The organism is Jeongeupia sp. HS-3, assembly GCF_015140455.1.
Classification (GTDB): Bacteria; Pseudomonadota; Gammaproteobacteria; order Burkholderiales; family Chitinibacteraceae; genus Jeongeupia.
Genome location: NZ_AP024094.1, coordinates 1854603 through 1870350, shown reverse-complemented (window position 1 = coordinate 1870350; position 15748 = coordinate 1854603). Strand labels below are relative to the sequence as shown.

Sequence of the window (15748 nt, the reverse complement as noted above, 5' to 3'; positions counted from 1 at the left end):
CCGCACCAAACCAGCAATCACTAATATATATATGTAATCGGATTCGAGATGAGCAAAACCATCCCCATCGTCCCGGTCGCGGCAGACGCCGCGTACGAGACGACGATCAACGTCGCCGGGCACCGCAAGATCTACGCGCGCCTGGCGCACGGCTTCTGGAGCAACTGGCGCATCGCCGCGGTGATCGCCACCCAGCTGTTTTTCTATCTGGTGCCGTGGTGGCAGATCAACGGCCGGCAGGCCTTGCTGTTCGATCTGGAAACCTTCCGCTTCAACGTCTTCGGCATGGTCTGGCTGCCGCAGGACCTGATCTATCTGGCCGCCTTGCTGATCTTCTGCGCGGTGGCGCTGTTTGCCTGGACCGCGGTGGCGGGGCGCTTGTGGTGCGGCTTCGCCTGTCCGCAGACCGTCTACACCGAAATGTTCATGTGGATCGAACGCTGGGTCGAGGGCGAACGCAATGCGCGGATCAAGCTCGACCGCGCGCCGGTGTCCGGCGGCAAGATCGCGCGCAAGACCGCCAAGCACGGCTTGTGGATCGCGTTGTCGCTATGGACCGGCTTTACCTTTGCCGGCTACTTCACGCCGATCCGGCCGCTGTGGCAGGCGACGCTGGACTGGAGCGTCGGCGGCTGGACCACGTTCTGGATCCTCTGCTACGCCTTCATCACCTATGGTCACGCCGGCTGGTTGCGCGAGCGCATCTGCCTGCATATGTGCCCGTATGCACGTTTCCAGAGCGCGATGTTCGATCGCGACACGCTGGTCGTCAGCTACGACAGCGGCCGGGGCGAACCGCGCGGTGGCCGGCGCAAGGACACCGACTTCGGTCAGCAGGGGCTGGGCTCGTGCGTCGACTGCACCGTCTGCGTGCAGGTCTGCCCGACCGGCATCGACATCCGCAACGGCCTGCAGTACGAGTGCATTGGCTGCGGTGCGTGTATTGACGCGTGCAACGACGTGATGGACAGGATGAACTACCCGCGCGGGCTGATCCGCTTTACCACCGAGCATGCGCAGGCCAGCGGGGCAGGGAAGGCGACGATCGCTCGACGCATGCTGAGACCCAAGGTGCTCGCCTATCTGGCGGTGCTGGCGGTGATTGTTGCCGGCAGCATCGCGGAGCTGGCCAACCACCAGCCGCTCAAGCTCGAGATTGCCCGGGATCGCGGCATCCTCGCGCGCCAGACCGACAACGGCGAGATCGAGAACGTCTACATGCTGACGATCCAGAACGTCGACGAGCAGGCGCACCGCTACCGGATCAGCGTGGAAGGATGGCCGGGCGTGAAAATGGCGCCGCTGGCACCGGTCGAGATTGCCGGCAGCGCAAGCGTCACGATGCCGTTGCACCTGTCGAGCGCAGTCGATTCGGGAGGGCTGAGGCGACGGGATGTGTGGGTGAATGTCGAGGCGATCGATGATCCGGCGCTGCGAGTGCGCGAGAAAACGACCTTTTTCAGCCCTTGAGCGATCGCTGAATCGCTGATTTACCGGCCGTTTGTCGACGACAAACGGCCGGTATGACCGCAGGTCGACCTTGTGAATTGCCGATTAGCGTATATCTTGAATCGGGACTCGTGTCGGTCACGCGGGTCTTCAAGTCATCGGGCGCTCGTCTTGCTGACGGGAGCGCGGAAATGAAAAAACCCCTGAGCTCTTTCGAGTTCAGGGGTTTTGTATGGGTCTTGGCGGAGAGGGTGGGATTCGAACCCACGGATGGCTTGCACCATCGCCTGATTTCGAGTCAGGTACATTCGACCACTCTGCCACCTCTCCGGCAAGAGAGGTGCACTATACACTGATTTTCAGAAATGGCAACAAACTCTTTACATTTGTGTTGTCGAGGTTCTGTTGGCAGAATGCAGTCCAACAGCATTTCTCTGGAGCGGCATGAAGAACTGGTTGATAGCTTTGGCAACGGTGGCCCTGGTGGGGTGCGGCGATATGCCGGCAAACACTGCACCGCAGACGTCCCCTTGGTCTGAATCACGTGAGTTGGTAGTTCTGGTCCAAAACGGCCCGACCACCTTCTACGTTGATGCAGAGGGGCACTATGCAGGGCTGGAATATGATCTCGTTACGCGTTTTGCGTCTGAAAATGGACTCAAGGTGCGCTTCGTGGTCGAACCAAACTACGCGAAACTCTTCGAGCGGCTCCAGCGACACGAAGCACATCTGGCCGTCGGCGTACATGCAACCAAGGACGAGCAGGGCATCCGTTTTGGCCCGGCTTACCAATCGGTGCGCCCGGTCCTTGTTTACCGTAACGATCGCAGCGAACAGCGTGCGCTGGATGCGGTACGCACAGGTAGCGCAACCATCGAGACCATGCCGCAGTATGTGCAGGGGCTCAATCAGCTCAAGCTCGAATTCCCGTCGCTGACCTGGCGCATTGCCGAAGCGGGCGATGGCGAGGAGCTGGTTGAGGCGGTGGCGCAGCGCAAGATCGATTATGCGATCGTTGACTCGCAAGTAGCCGGGCTGGCGCAGAAGTACTATCCGCAAGTGGCCATCTCCAGCAAGAACGGCGAGCCGCAACAGCTGGCTTGGGCGATGCAGGATGGCGATAGCGATCTGCAGGCCAAGCTGACGCAGTTTTTCGGCGAAATCAAGACGGACAAATCGCTCGCCAAGCTGATCGATCGTTACTACGGTCATGTCAACCGGGTCGGTTCGCCCGACGCCGTGGCCTTCCTGAACAAGCGCACCAGCGTGCTGCCACGCTATGAAAAGTGGTTCAAGAAAGCCGAAGCGGAAACCCAGATCGATTGGCGTCTGCTTGCTGCGGTGGGCTATCAGGAATCGCATTGGGATCCTGCTGCCGTGTCTGCGTTTGGCGTACGTGGCCTGATGATGTTGACGCAAGATACCGCGCAGCGCATGGGTGTGGATCGGCTTGATCCTTTGCAGAGCATTCTTGGTGGCGCGCGTTATCTCGCCCTGCTGCGTGATGGTTTGCCTGACGAAGTGGCCGAACCCGATCGCACCTGGCTGGCGCTGGCCGCCTATAACGTTGGCCTCGGTCATCTGCTGGATGCGCGTGAACTGGCGCGCCGCCAAGGCAAGAATCCGGATAGCTGGGCCGATGTGAAAACAACGCTGCCGCTGCTGCGTGATCCGAAGTATTACAACACGGTGCGCTTTGGTTATGCCCGTGGTGGTGAACCGGTTGCCTATGTGGAAACCCTGCGCAGCTTCTATGACATCCTGGTGCGTTTCGAAGCACCCGCGGTCACTCCGGCCGCGCCGTTGCTGGCGGAGAATGTCGAAGTGCAGAATCCGGCCAATCGCGTGCTGCAGATCAGCAACCGCGTTGCCAAAGCCAAAACTAAAAAGCCGGTGATGACCGCCGCGCTGTGAGCCCTACCGGCGAGCAAGCCTCGCTATTTGAATCGCCGGCCAAGAGGCCGGTTTTTTCTTGTCCGTCGTTCCGGCCGGATTGGCTGCGCGTGGGGCGGCGGCTACAGGTAAAATGGCTCCTTTGCGATTCATACCTGTTGCCGCCATGACTGCTCCGACTTCTGCCATCCGTACCCGTTTTGCGCCCAGTCCCACTGGTCTGCTGCACATTGGTGGCGTGCGTACCGCGCTGTTTTCCTGGGCCTACGCCAGAAAGAACAAGGGCACTTTCGTGCTGCGGATCGAAGACACCGATCTCGAACGCTCGACCCCGGAATCGGTCGCGGCGATTCTCGACGGCATGCACTGGGTCGGCCTCGACTACGACGAAGGCCCGTTCTACCAGATGCAGCGCATGGATCGGTACAAGGCAGTGATCGCGCAGATGCTCGCGTCCGGCCACGCCTACCATTGCTACTGCTCGCGTGAAGAGCTGGACGTCATGCGCGCCGAGGCCGAAGCCCGGGGCGAGAAGCCGCGTTACGATCGCCGCTGGCGTCCGGAAGACGGCAAGACGCTGTCCGAACCGCCGGCCGGCGTGCAGCCGGTGGTGCGTTTTCGCACCCCGATCGACGGCGTTGTGGCCTGGGACGACCAGGTCAAGGGCCGGATCGAAATCGGTAACGTTGAGCTCGACGACCTGATCATCGCCCGTCCGGATGGCACGCCGACGTACAATTTCTGCGTCGTGGTCGACGACTGGGACATGCAGATCAGCCACGTGATTCGCGGCGACGATCATGTGAACAACACGCCGCGACAGATCCACATGTATCAGGCGCTCGGCGCGCCGGTGCCGGTGTTTGCGCATCTGCCGATGATCTTCAACGATCAGGGGCAGAAGATGAGCAAGCGCCGCGATGCGGTCAGCGTGGTCGATTACGACAAGATGGGTTTCCTGCCCGAAGCGTTGCTTAACTATCTGGCCCGCTTGGGCTGGGCGCACGGCGACGACGAGTTCTTCACCGTGGCGCAGTTCGTCGAATGGTTCGATCTGGCCAACGTCAGCCCGAGCCCGAGCCGTTTCGATCGCGACAAGCTGCTGTGGCTGAACGCGCAGCACATCAAGGCGGCCGAGCCGCTGCGGCTGGCGCAACGCGTCGCCGGTTTTCTCGCGGACAAGGGTGTCGATCCGGCGACCGGGCCGTGCCTTGCCGATGTGTGCGTGCTGCTGAAGGATCGCAGCCAGACGCTGGTGGAGATGGCCGATCAGGCCGAGTATTTCTACCGGCCGCTGGTGCCGAGTACCGATGTGGTCGAGAAGCACCTGACGCCCGACGACGAAGCGCGCCTCGGTTTCTTCGCCGAAGGCGTCGCGAAGCTGGAGAGCTGGGATCAGGCCAGCCTGTCGCAATTCATCAAGGATTTCGTCAAGCAGCAGGGCGTGAAAATGCCGCAAGTGGGCATGCCGCTGCGCGCCAAGGTGTTCGGCACCACCAGCACGCCGTCGGTCGATGCCGTGCTGGCGCTGATTGGCCGCGAGGAAGTGCTGCGCCGCCTGGCGCTGAAGGACTAAGCGCCTATCACCCCGCAGGCGATCCGGGCGCCGGAGTTACCTGCGGGCTGACTGCTCAGATCGTCGGCGCCGGCATGAACGACCAGCGCGCGGCCGACGAGGGTGTCGAGCCTGACGCCGTTGAGGCCGATTGAGGTCGACACCCGGCCATCGGCGCCGGCGGTGACATTACCGAGATCGCCGACGTGGTGCATTGGCGTCGCCGGACCACCGTGCTGGTGGTTGTCAGGGTTGAAGTGCCCACCGGCACTGCTGGCATCCGGGGCCGAGCAATCGCCTTTTTCGTGCACGTGAAAACCATGCTGGCCCGGCGTCAGGCCGGTCAGCGTGACGTCGAGCACCAGTTTCGAGCCGTTCTGGCGGAACATGACCTGGCCGCTGGCGGTCTGCCCGCTGGTCGGCAGCAGTCTGGCCTGGGTCGTTGGCCCCGACTTGGGCATCATCGAGCAGGCGGTCATTGCGGCAAGACCGGTCAGCAAAAGGGTGTGACGCATGGCAGGCTCCGGTGCCGCAGGTAACGGCCGATCTTTAAGATGTAGCCCCGTAAGGCAAGCGGGGCAAGCAGGAGAAGACAAATGACCTTACAACAGCAGATCGGCCAGCTCCTGATGGCCGGATTCGACGGTTTGACCCCTACACCGGCAATCGAAAGCCTGATCCGCGAGTGCCGGATTGGCGGGGTGATCCTGTTCCGCCGCAACGTCGACACGCCGGCGCAAGTGGCCGCGCTGTGCCGGCGTTTGCAGCAAATCAACGCCGAAGTCAGCGATGTGCCGCTCCTGATCGGTATCGATCAGGAAGGCGGCATGGTGATGCGGATCGAAAACGGCATGACGCCGCTGCCGTCGGCGCTGGCGTTTCAAGCGGCCGGTTCGGTCGACGATTGCCGCGAACTGACCCGGGTCGGCAATGCCGAGCTGGCCGCGCTGGGCATCAACATCAATTTCGCGCCGGTGCTCGACGTCAACAACAATCGGGCCAACCCGGTCATTGGCGTGCGCGCCTTCGGTGAGGACGTCGACACCGTCTGCCGCTATGGCCTGGCGGCGCTCGACGGCATCCATGCTGCCGGGCTGGCGGCGACGGCCAAACACTTTCCCGGTCATGGCGATACCGATGCCGATTCGCATCTTGGGGTGCCGCGAGTGGGCCACGATCGGATGCGGCTCGATGCGGTCGAGCTGGCGCCATTCCGTGCCGCCATTGCCGCCGGTGTCGATGCAGTGATGAGCTCGCACGTGGCGTTTCCGGCGGTCGAGCCCGACCCGGATCTGCCATCGACGCGTTCGCACGCGGTGCTGACCGGTTTGCTGCGCGATGAGTTGGGCTTCGACGGTGTGGTGTTTACCGACTGCCTGGAAATGGACGCGATCGCCAAAGGGCCGGGCGGCACCGTCGGCGGTGCGGTCGATGCGTTCAAGGCTGGCGCCGACGTGCTGCTGATCTCGCATCGGGAAGACCGCCAGCGCGGTTTTCTTGACGCCATGGCCGCCGCGGTGGCGGCCGGTGATATCGATATCGCCCGGATCGACACTGCGGTGGCGCGGATACTGGCGCTCAAGCGTCGCCACAACATGGCGTGCTGGAACGCGCTGGCGAGCGACCCGACTCCGGCGCTGCGCACCACCGAGGCGCTGGCCTTGTCGGCACGCGTGCACGCCGCTGCGGTAAGACGTAGCGGCCGCGGCATCGACCCGACCCGGCCGGTACTGCTGCTGAGCTTTGAAGTCCGCACCCGTACCGAGATCGACGAAGTTGCCTTGGGCAAGGCGGCGCTGCTGCGCGATACCCTGGCGACGCCGCTCTTGGCGAAGGGCGTTGCGGTCGAGGAAATCGCGCTGCCCCTGGCGCCGGACGACGCTGAAACGGCTGCGACGCTGGCGCGTGTGGCCGATGCCGTGCAGGTGGTCTGCGTCAGCTACAACGCGGTGCTGCAACCGGCGCAGCGGGCGTTGATCGCCGCCTTGCCGGCCGAGCGCTTGTGGCTGATCGCCGGGCGGCTGCCGTACGATCTGGACATCGTGCCGGATGCGCAGGGGCGCCTGGCTGCGTTCGGCAACCGGCCGGCCATGCTCGATGCACTCGCTGCTGCCTTGCTGGGAGAGCAGTAAAAAAAGTGGGGAGCCGAAGCTCCCCGTCAAGACCGCATGCCCCAGGCAAAGGCATGAGCAGCATGGTGATTGCCGGCTTGCGCCGACGTTGCGGCGATCGATCACGCCGCGAAATGGCTAGCTTGCATTCATGGCACTGGTCTTATCAATGCCATTGGTATATGACCACCATAGTATCTTCGATAGTTGTATTGTCAAGAAAATTGCGGCGAAATTGCGCTGCTTTATCGGTGTTTTGCCGACGTTGTGCTTTCAGTTACTGAATGCTTTCTGTTTTTCTGATGATGTATGCAATATCAAAGGTCTTGTCCATGATGAGCGGCTGGTCTGGTGGCCTTGGCCGCAGGGGTGATCGGGTATACTAAGCCCCCCATTTGTTTCGCCTGAATGTCAATACCATGCGTATCTTGCTTGCTCTGATGCTGAGTTTTTCCCTCTGCACCGCTTTTGCCGAGGATGCGCCGTTGCCATTCGATGATCCGTCCGCTTTGCCGCCCCCGGCAGCCCGCGCGGCGCCGCAGGCCAGGAAGGCATCGGTCCGGACCGAGAGTACGGCACGCAGCAAACCGGCTTCGTCCCGTCACTACAGCAAGGCCACGTACAAGCGCAGCCAGGCGAAGCATCGCTCGACCAAGGTGTCGAGCAAATCGCATGGCAGCAAGGCAGGCAGCCGCCAGAGCGCGAAATTGCACAAGGCCACCAAGGCGCCCAAGACCATCAAGGCGCAGACCCGCGGTGCGAAGAAAGGCAGTGTCGCGAAGACATCGGCCGGCAAGCGGGCCGCCTACAAAAGCGTGCCCAAAAGCGCGTCCAAAAACACCGGTGCCAAGAAGTCGCTTGCCAAAAAGGCCACCAGGCAAGGCAAGCCGGCTCGCCAGAAGCGCTGAGGCCAGACATTCCCCCCGGTGAGTGACTGCGGCAGGGGCACGGTGCCCCGGGGAGTTGCAACCCGGCGCATCCGTGCCTGACGTCAGTCGTCGCTGCCCGCGACGCAGATCGTCCTGCTGCGCCGATGGGTGCTGCTGAACGCGGCCAGCTTCACCGGGCCGGTCACGCGAACTTCGCCGGTATACAGCGTCGATTTGAAATCCGGCTCGCTGCCATCGGTGCTGAAGCGGATGGCGAGGCCGGGCGCGGAAACATTGGCGCTCAGCACGCCGTTTTCGATCTTCGCCCCGGGTACCGGGATGCGATAGCCGTAGCCACCCGACAGGCCATCCAGCCGCGGCAATTCGCGCTGGCCAAGCCGGTTCGCAAATTCGTTCCAGTCCGCCGCCATCCGGGCCTGGCGTGCCGCAGCGTCGGCGATGAAGGTCCACCCCGGATCGCTGGCCCAAGCCCGCTCGGCCAGTGCGATCATCCGTGGCAGCGCCAGATATTCGAGCCGTTCGCGATTGCGGATGTTCTCGGCCCACAGATGCCCCTGCATGCCGAGAATGTGTTTCCTGCCGGCGTCGCTCAGCCGGGTTTTTCCGGCGAGATCCCGGGCGTCGAGCGGATTGCCCAGATTCGTCGTGCTGGCGGTGGTGAAGATATCCAGCGGGCAGAATTCGAACGTATCGCGTGTTTCGGTAAAGCCGCCCCAGTAATAACCGGGCTCGGCCGGGTCTTTGGCATAGGCCAGATCGAAATACAGCGGGCTGACATTGCACAGCACGGTTTGATAGCCGGCATTGGCAAGCCGGTAGGCCATGTCTTCCTGGCCGCCGCCCCAGCTGCTGTTCCAGGCATAAGGGCGAAGACCGGCATCGATGAAGTCCGGGTTCAGCCGATGCCGCTGCGTGTCGGCGTTTTTCAGCAGCGCGGTTTCTTCCCAGCCCGCAAAAGCCAGTGCGTGTTTTTTGAGGATGTCGTGATACCGCGCCAGCGCGTACACCCGCAAGGCCTCAACGTCGGGCAATCCCTTTTCGGCCATGAATGCCTGGCAGACAGGGGAGTGCGCCCACGCGCCTGCGGGTACTTCATCACCGCCGGTCTGCACGGTCGTGAGTCTGGCGCCGGCTTCGACGTACATGGCCTTGACGTCGACCAGCACGGTTTCGATGAAACGGTAGTAGGACTCCTGGCCGATGCAGATCACGTTGTCGTGCCAGAGCTGCACCGATTCATGCCGGGATGCGTCATCGGGATCGGATAACAGGTATTCCATCGCCTCCTGCTCGCGGCCTTGCTGCATCAAGCGCGCATGGCGCTGCTGCATGGCCTTGATGGCGGCCCTTGCGTGCCCCGGGGTCGTGAATTCCGGGATGACTTCGATATGCCGCGCCGTGGCATAGCGCAGGATGTCGATGAAATCCTGCCGCGTGTAATGGCCCGTTCCGGCGCTGCCGTCGGCCTGCGCCCCGGAGCCGAAGCTCGGCGGCAACTGGTCCGGGTGGCCATGGCCGCGCTGGCTGCCGGCGCCGACCAGCTCGGGCAGCGAGGGAATCTCGAGCCGCCAGCCTTCGTCATCGCTCAGGTGGAAGTGGAAGCGGTTGAGCTTGTACAGCGCCATGCATTCGAGCAAGCGCAGCACGGTCTGCTTGCTGGAAAAATGCCGGCCGACATCGAGCATCATGCCGCGATAGCCGAAGCGTGGCGCATCGACGATCTGGCAGCACGGCAGCGCAAGCGCCGGCCGCGGATTGACGAAGGCTTCCACCGGCAGCAACTGGCGCAGGCTCTGAATGCCGTTGAACACGCCGGCGGCGCTGGTGCCGCTGATCCGGATGCCGTCGCTGCCGATGTCCAGTTCATAGGCTTCGTCCGCCATCGCGCCCTCGGCCACGGCAAGCGGCGCGATCCGCAACTGGATGGCCGCGCAGCCCGGCGGGCAGAACGATGCGCGTTGCAGTTGCACGCCGCTGACCTCGGCAATGATGGCGCGCAGCAGCGCCGCTTCCTGCGCCAGCGCGGGCTCATGCACGATCAGCGTGTCCTTGGTCAGCGCGAAATGTCCGTCGCTGTAACGGGCCTGCAGCGGCGTCGGCGTGATCTTGCCGACCTGCTCGACCGGCAACTGCGTCAGCCCGGCATTGTTTTCATACGTCAGTAGCGGCGTACCGAGCGGCACCCGGTCGAGGTGGTTGCGGTTCCTTTGCGCGTCGCTCAGGAAGGGCGCGATGTCGGGATCGCCGATGTCCTCGACCCGTTCTCCGCCTGCACCCTCGTCGTACACCATGTAAAAGCCCAGTGGCGCGTCGGTATCGCTGATCAGCCAGAACGGTCCTTCATAGCCGATGACCCTGGTTTCGCCCGGCGCCAGAACGCCGAACTCCGCGGTGGGGGACAATCGCCAGAGATCGCCGTTCTCGTGCGTAATGCACACGCCCGCGGAGACGCGCTCCGGATTGATCTGCCGGCAGGTGTTGAAATACAGCCCCCAGCCGCTCTCGGGCAGGGGGAGGTGGGACAGGTTACGGATCTGCAATTCGGCGCGGTAATTGTCGCCGTCATGCGAGTTGCAGATGCATGTCCAGCTCAAGGCCAGATGCGATGCCGCGGGGTATGGCGTGCTCATGAGGGGGTGCCTGTTCAGGTGGATGCGAGGGAGGGCTGGATCATCGATCTGATCCACAGGCGGCAGCGGATGCGCCGGGTCGTCAGCACGGCCTTGACGACGTCTTCGAGCATGACCAGCACGAAGACCGCCGGCAGCGGGAGGCCGAAATAGAACGCGCCCAGCAGCGCCAGCGGAATGCCGACGCACCATTGGCCGATCACGTCGATTTTCAGACCGGCGCCGACATCACCGCCGCTGCGCAGCACGCCGCTGATGCCGACCGCGTTGATGGTCTTGATCCAGAAGGTGATGACCATGATGAAATACACCTGCGTGGCGACGGTGTGCGCGGCGCCGTCGAGCCGGAACACATGCAGCAGCAGCGGCATCGCCAGCAACAGCATGAGGCCGAGCAGGATGGACGTGCCGATGCTGATCCGCAGGTAGAGCCAGCCAAGGCGCCGGGCCTGCGCAAAGCGGCCTTGCCCGAGCCGGTGCCCCAGCAGGATAGATGTCGCCGTCGCCAGGCCTTGCTCGACCGCGATGCTGATCGCCTCCAGCGGGGTCAGCGAGGCCATGATGGCCAGCTCATGGGTACCGATCCGCCCGTAGATCGCGCCGTAGGTAAAGATGCCCAGCGACCAGATCAGCCCGTTCACCGTCGACGGCACCGCGATGCCCAGATAGTGGCCGGCAAAACCCGGCGGCAGCGTCGCGAGATCCCGCCAGCGGGGCATCAGTTCGGGCTTGCGGATGGCGATCCAGGCCAGCATCAGCACCGCTTCGAGCGCCGTGCTGAACAGCGTGGCCCACGCCGCGCCCATGATGCCCTGTGCGGGAAACGGGCCTGCGCCGTTGATGAGGATGATGCACAGCACGACATTGGCGATCACGCCGATCAGGCTGAGCGCGGTCGCGGTGCCGGCGTGGCCGCTCACCCGCAGGCCGATGCCCAGCACCGCGCTGACGGCCATGAAGGCAAAGGCGCCGGCGAAGATGCGCAGGTATTCGACCGCATTGCCGATCACGGCCGGATCGGTACTCGCCAGCCGGATGATGGCCTCGGCGAAAAAGCCGAAAACGATCACGACCGGGACGAGGATGAAGGCTAGCGAGAGCAGCAGCCCGAGGCCGATCGAACGGCGCAGGCCCAGCAGATCGCCATGGCCAAAATACTGCGCGCCAAGCACGCTGCAGCCGCTGGCGAGCCCCGCCAGTGCGACCATGCCGACCATGATGGCCTTGCTGGCAATGCCGACCGTCGCCACGGCCGTCTCGCCGAGATTGGCGGTGAGTACGATGTCGGTGATGTTGCGTGCCGACATGAATAGCAGTTGCAGCATGACCGGAATCGCCAGTGCGTAGAACTGGTGCAGCGCCAGCCGCAGGCGCGGGCTGATCGTCAGCATGCTGCGTCCTCGGGCTGTTGCGGCATTGAAGCGTGCAATTGCAGGTCGAGCAGGTCATCGATGATCCAGCTCGCATCGCCGAGCGCATGATCCGGGTGCGAGGTCCGCAGGGCTACGACGGCCAGACCCGCCGCGCGGGCGGACAGGATGCCGGCCGGTGCATCCTCGAAGGCCAGAATCCGTGATGCCGGCAGCCCCAGCGCGGCAATGCCCTGCACATAGGGGGCGGGATGGGGCTTGCCGTGCCGGACATCTTCCGCGCCGATCAGCACTGGTGGCTGAGGCAGGTCGAGGTAGGCCAGCTTGGCGATCGCGAGCTGGCGCGGTGCGGATGTGACCACGCCCCATTTCTGCTGCGTAGCGGCCAGCCATTCGAGCAATGCCCTGGCGCCGGCAATGGCGGTGGTGCCTTCGAGTGTCTGCTGCTCTTCGGCGATCAGCATCTTCAGCGTCGCTTCGGCGTCCAGGTGAGGCGCGACGAGGCGGATGGTATCGATGCCGCGGCGGCCATGGATATGTTGCAAAACCCAATCAGCATCCAGCCCCGTGTGCGTGGCCCAGCGCCGCCAGAGCCCTTCGATGCATGGCGTGGAGTCGAGCAGGGTGCCGTCCATATCGAACAGGAAACCATCAAACTGATTCAGGCTGGGCATGGGATACACCTTCGGTTTCATCGGGAAACCGGAGGCTGCCATGCCGATGTCGTGCTATCAACGGATCAGGCTGAAGCTGGAATATGCAGTGTCGGAGGTGGGTATCCGGGGATCATCACTTCTTCCCGGGTCTGCGGCTCAGCCTGCGTCGGTGCGATGAAAGCGCGTGCGGAATTCGCCGGGCGACATGCCCTTGCTGGCACGGAACTGCCGGTTGAAATGCGAGAGGTTCCGGTAACCCATGTCGTGGGCAATGGTGGCGATCGGCTGGTTCGAATCGATCAGCTCGGCGCAGGCGCGGCCGATGCGCAGCCGCGCGACGTATTCCGAAATGCTGGCGCGGGTGTGCTGGCGAAAAGCGCGGCACAGGCTGTTGACGGTGAGATTGGCCAGCGCGGCCAGTTGCCGCAGATCGAGCGGCTCGCGGTAATGGGTGGTCAGGTACTGTGTGACCCGGGTGATGCGGTTTTCGCCGTGGCGATCGGGGGCGCCCGAGAACGCGGCCGATGACAGCTGTATCGGCTGATCCGATTTCAGCACGCCCAGCACCTGCAGCAGCAGGATCAGTCGCGTCATCGGCGTGGCTTCTTCCATCTGCCCGATCAGCGGACGCACCCGTTCGAGCGCGGCATCGCTGAACTTCAGGCCGCGGGATGCATCGGCCAGCCAGCGCAGCAGTGGCTGGAACTCCGGGCACGTGGCGCACAGCCGCGCTATCCATTCGTGGGTAAACCAGATGACCCGCACCGCAATCAGCCGGTCTGCCGCGACGGCCTGCACCGCCCAGGTGTGCGGCAGATTGGGGCCGGTCAGCACCAGATCGGCGCCGTCGCAGGCGCCGATGTGATCGCCGATGTAGCGGCTGCCGCTGGCGTTCAGCACCAGCGACAATTCGTATTCCGGATGGTAATGCCAGTTGAACGGCAGCGCGGCCTGCGCGTTGCGCTGGAAGAATGCCCACGACTCGCCATTGTCTGCGGTGATGACTTCAAAGTTCGCTTTCATGCGGGCTCACGGCGGTTGGACATGCGGCGTATCGGTCGGGATGTGCAGGCGATTCTATACGGGCCGCGGGATTGGGGGCGACGATGCCCGCGTCGCCGAGGCGGCAGAAAACAAAAACGGGGACCGAAGCCCCCGTTTTCGTCGTGCCTGGCCGTGATTTACTTCAGCGTCACGCCCCAGTTCTTCTCGACGCACTTCACGTAGTTGCCTTCGATCAAGGCGTTGTACGGCGTCTGGTAGCTGACCAGCATGCACTGGTTGTCGCCGCCGGTGTTCCAGTTCTTTTCCCAGTAGATGTTGTACGCCGCCGAGCTGCCCGGGCCGAAGCGCTGCATCGTGGCGCAGCTCAGCTGCTCCTTGCTGTAGTCCCAGCCCAGTTCGCGCGAGAACTCCTTGTAGTAGTCGATGCGGTTCTGTGCCGCCTGTTTCTCGGCCCCGAGGCCGCATTCGGCGTTGATGATCTGGATCGTCGTCGCGAAGTTGTTGCCGGTGCCGGCGGCCTGGTCGGTCTGGTTCGGTACCCAGGTGCCGTCGATCACGTGCAGCATCGACGGTTTCGGCGGTTGCGGGTAGACGAAGAAGAACGTCGCGCTGGCGAGGTTGAGCCAGGTCGACGCCACCAGATCCGGATCGTTCAGCAGCTTGAACTGGTCACCCGAGAACATCGCCTGCGAGAACGGGCCGTAGTTGTAGTTGTACGAAAGCTGCTTGGCGCCACGGCCGAAGTACTTCTTCCAGCCACCGTCGGCGCCCTTGCCGCAGGTCCACACGGTGTTGAAGACCGGGTCGGCGCATTCGGTGTTGTAACCGCAGCCCGGGCCGGTTTCCTCGCAACCGAGTTCGCGCAGGTACTTCAGCGCCTGACGCCATTCGGGCACCGTGTCGTTGCGGTTGTGGTCGCCGGTTTCCTGCGCGAAGTGCGCGAACATCGTCGCCAGACTGTGGCGGCAGATCGCATCGGCGTCGCGGCCGTCCTTGTAGTCGTCGCAGATCGCCGGGAATTTGGCGTTGGCCTGCAGGAAGCGCTGGTAGGTGTAGCTGGCGTCGCGGCGCGGGAACAGGTATTCCCACTTGGCTTCCGGCAGCAGCCGCTCGATCCGCTTCACGTTGAGCGGGTTGTCCGCCTTGCCCGGCGCGACGGCATCGACGACGGCGTTTGGCGCGGTGCGGATCGACGCCTTGATGCTGCGGAAGAAGTCGTTATTGGTCAGCTCGGCTTCCTTGGCCTCGGCCTGCGCCTTGGTCAGCGGGCCGCTCGGAGCCGGCGTCGGTGTGGTACCGCCACCGGTCGAACCACCGCCGGTCGAGCCGCCGCTGCACGCGCCGGCATCGACCCAGACGCCGCCCTTGCTCGGGTCGTCGCCCTTGGTCCACCACTTGGCGCTGTAGTTGCGGTTCAGATGGCTGGCGCTGGCGCCGCCGCTGTAGGCGGTGCCTGCGTTCCACGCGGCGACGCAGGCGGTACCGGCCGGGGTCGGCGCGGGAGTCGGCGCGGGAGTCGGCGGAGGAGTCGGAGCGGGCGTCGGCGCAGGTGTCGGAGCAGGTGTCGGAGCGGGCGTCGGAGCGGGCGTCGGAGCGGGCGTCGGCGCGGGCGTCGGAGCGGGCGTCGGCGCGGGTGTTGGCGCAGGCGCAGGTGTCGGCGTCGCGCCGCCGGCGCTGCCGGTCAGTTCCCACGGGCCCCATTGTTCGGCGCCGGGCGTGTTGCCCTGGGTCCACCACTTGGCCTTCCAGGTCTTGCCGCCGTGATCGACCGACTGGCCGGCGGTGTAAACGGCCTTGGTGTCCCAGGCCGGGGCGGCATGGGCCAGTTGTGCAGCAAAGACTGCGGCCACGGCAAGCGCGGCGATCTTCGGATAAAACATCTCGACTCCATCGTTATGGCCGGTGGCGAAGAGGTTGGATCAGACCGCGCCATGGCTGTGGATATGCAAAAAGCATGGCGATGGTAGCACCGGGTTCGGCGAGGTAATTTGCACTGTAAGTTGTAAGCTTTCTGCCTGAATGGCTGTTTGCACGCCAACAAACCGGTACCGGTTTCGCTGCGCGCGGATACCCGCGCCGTGGGGATGTCTTGCAAAACAAGCGGGTATCACGATCGGCACGGTATTGATGCCGGTGCCGATCGCCAGGTCGGCGGGCTGGAAACCGGCTAGTCGTTTGCGTTTGAAGCC

The 15748-nt window shown here is 63.8% G+C and carries 11 protein-coding genes and 1 tRNA gene; 5 read left to right on the top strand and 7 right to left on the bottom strand.

Annotated features, from left to right (window positions below):
• The first annotated feature begins 48 nt into the window (after nt 1-48).
• A complete protein-coding gene (ccoG, locus tag JLC71_RS08850) occupies nt 49-1470 on the top strand; it encodes a cytochrome c oxidase accessory protein CcoG (RefSeq protein WP_200915050.1) in 1422 nt (473 codons plus the stop codon).
• 219 nt (nt 1471-1689) lie between these two features.
• On the opposite strand, the gene JLC71_RS08845 is transcribed toward ccoG, so the two are convergent.
• A tRNA-Ser gene (locus JLC71_RS08845) sits at nt 1690-1779 on the bottom strand.
• Between the two features lie 114 nt (nt 1780-1893).
• Between JLC71_RS08845 and mltF the strand changes: the two genes are divergently transcribed.
• Nucleotides 1894-3363 (top strand): membrane-bound lytic murein transglycosylase MltF, encoded by a 1470-nt coding sequence (gene mltF, locus JLC71_RS08840; protein ID WP_308431166.1) that lies wholly within the window; start codon nt 1894-1896, stop codon nt 3361-3363.
• A 145-nt stretch (nt 3364-3508) separates the two neighbouring features.
• Complete coding sequence (gltX, locus tag JLC71_RS08835; RefSeq protein ID WP_200915046.1) at nt 3509-4918, top strand: glutamate--tRNA ligase; 1410 nt, start codon at nt 3509-3511, stop codon at nt 4916-4918.
• Here the strand turns inward: gltX and JLC71_RS08830 are convergent.
• A complete protein-coding gene (locus tag JLC71_RS08830; RefSeq protein WP_236250844.1) occupies nt 4915-5412 on the bottom strand; it encodes a superoxide dismutase family protein in 498 nt (165 codons plus the stop codon). The two genes, gltX and JLC71_RS08830, sit on opposite strands and share 4 nt — an antisense overlap.
• A gap of 81 nt (nt 5413-5493) precedes the next feature.
• Here JLC71_RS08830 and nagZ point away from each other — a divergent pair, with 81 nt between their 5' ends.
• Complete coding sequence (nagZ, locus tag JLC71_RS08825) at nt 5494-7029, top strand: beta-N-acetylhexosaminidase (protein ID WP_200915044.1); 1536 nt, start codon at nt 5494-5496, stop codon at nt 7027-7029.
• Between the two features lie 398 nt (nt 7030-7427).
• Nucleotides 7428-7916: a hypothetical protein gene (locus JLC71_RS08820; protein ID WP_200915043.1), complete on the top strand. Its 489-nt coding sequence runs from the start codon at nt 7428-7430 to the stop codon at nt 7914-7916.
• An 83-nt stretch (nt 7917-7999) separates the two neighbouring features.
• Here JLC71_RS08820 and JLC71_RS08815 read toward each other — a convergent pair whose 3' ends face one another.
• From JLC71_RS08815 to JLC71_RS16635, 5 genes are all read right to left on the bottom strand, one after another.
• Nucleotides 8000-10528 (bottom strand): family 20 glycosylhydrolase, encoded by a 2529-nt coding sequence (locus JLC71_RS08815; protein ID WP_200915042.1) that lies wholly within the window; start codon nt 10526-10528, stop codon nt 8000-8002.
• A 14-nt stretch (nt 10529-10542) separates the two neighbouring features.
• Nucleotides 10543-11919 (bottom strand): MATE family efflux transporter, encoded by a 1377-nt coding sequence (locus JLC71_RS08810; RefSeq protein WP_200915041.1) that lies wholly within the window; start codon nt 11917-11919, stop codon nt 10543-10545.
• On the bottom strand, nt 11913-12614 hold the full coding sequence (locus tag JLC71_RS08805; protein ID WP_200915040.1) for an HAD-IA family hydrolase: 702 nt from the start codon (nt 12612-12614) through the stop codon (nt 11913-11915). The genes JLC71_RS08810 and JLC71_RS08805 overlap by 7 nt, the downstream gene beginning before the upstream one ends.
• A 96-nt stretch (nt 12615-12710) precedes the next feature.
• On the bottom strand, nt 12711-13577 hold the full coding sequence (locus JLC71_RS08800; RefSeq protein WP_200915039.1) for a helix-turn-helix domain-containing protein: 867 nt from the start codon (nt 13575-13577) through the stop codon (nt 12711-12713).
• A gap of 158 nt (nt 13578-13735) precedes the next feature.
• A complete protein-coding gene (locus JLC71_RS16635; RefSeq protein ID WP_305066864.1) occupies nt 13736-15439 on the bottom strand; it encodes a glycoside hydrolase family 19 protein in 1704 nt (567 codons plus the stop codon).
• Nucleotides 15440-15748: the final 309 nt, after the last annotated feature.

Bases quoted from the DNA above. Each gene is read 5' to 3' on its own strand.
- JLC71_RS16635 (WP_305066864.1), bottom strand. From the start codon at position 15,439: ATGTTTTATCCGAAGATCGCCGCGCTTGCCGTGGCCGCAGTCTTTGCT.
- JLC71_RS08800 (WP_200915039.1), bottom strand. From the start codon at position 13,577: ATGAAAGCGAACTTTGAAGTCATCACCGCAGACAATGGCGAGTCGTGG.
- JLC71_RS08830 (WP_236250844.1), bottom strand. From the start codon at position 5,412: ATGCGTCACACCCTTTTGCTGACCGGTCTTGCCGCAATGACCGCCTGC.
- nagZ (WP_200915044.1), top strand. From the start codon at position 5,494: ATGACCTTACAACAGCAGATCGGCCAGCTCCTGATGGCCGGATTCGAC.
- JLC71_RS08805 (WP_200915040.1), bottom strand. From the start codon at position 12,614: ATGGCAGCCTCCGGTTTCCCGATGAAACCGAAGGTGTATCCCATGCCC.
- JLC71_RS08815 (WP_200915042.1), bottom strand. From the start codon at position 10,528: ATGAGCACGCCATACCCCGCGGCATCGCATCTGGCCTTGAGCTGGACA.
- gltX (WP_200915046.1), top strand. From the start codon at position 3,509: ATGACTGCTCCGACTTCTGCCATCCGTACCCGTTTTGCGCCCAGTCCC.
- mltF (WP_308431166.1), top strand. From the start codon at position 1,894: ATGAAGAACTGGTTGATAGCTTTGGCAACGGTGGCCCTGGTGGGGTGC.
- JLC71_RS08810 (WP_200915041.1), bottom strand. From the start codon at position 11,919: ATGCTGACGATCAGCCCGCGCCTGCGGCTGGCGCTGCACCAGTTCTAC.
- ccoG (WP_200915050.1), top strand. From the start codon at position 49: ATGAGCAAAACCATCCCCATCGTCCCGGTCGCGGCAGACGCCGCGTAC.
- JLC71_RS08820 (WP_200915043.1), top strand. From the start codon at position 7,428: ATGCGTATCTTGCTTGCTCTGATGCTGAGTTTTTCCCTCTGCACCGCT.